This is a genomic window from Halomonas sp. AOP22-C1-8, assembly GCF_052378905.1.
In the GTDB taxonomy this organism is placed as follows: Bacteria; Pseudomonadota; Gammaproteobacteria; order Pseudomonadales; family Halomonadaceae; genus Vreelandella; species Vreelandella citrativorans.
Window position 1 is genome coordinate 1 of sequence record NZ_JBQSYD010000084.1, and the last position, 296, is coordinate 296.

Genomic DNA, 296 nt, shown 5'->3' on the forward strand with positions numbered 1-296 from the left:
TAGCCCGGATTTCTCACAGGGTATAAAAGAAAGCGGCTGAAAGTGCTATGATTTCAAGAACCTAACCAATCCATCAAGCACCAACAGCCGCTTCCAAAATGGTACCTGAAAAGCTGACCTTCTCGCCACTCTCACGCCGCCAAATTGAAGCCGACTTCTCCGGGGGCCACATTACGTCGGACGCCGGATTACTCCTGCTTCGTGAAGTCGATAAACAGCATCGCCTGACACGCCGCTTGGCCGCCGTGCTTCATGATCCCCGCGCACCGGAACAGGTTCGTCATAAGCTCGACACT

Annotated in this window: 1 protein-coding gene; it reads left to right on the forward strand. The window is 53.7% G+C overall.

The features are described from left to right. Positions 1-98: 98 nt before the first annotated feature. Positions 99-296: transposase (locus tag ACT3TY_RS17975; protein WP_444629102.1), on the forward strand; the 198-nt coding region annotated here is incomplete at its 3' end.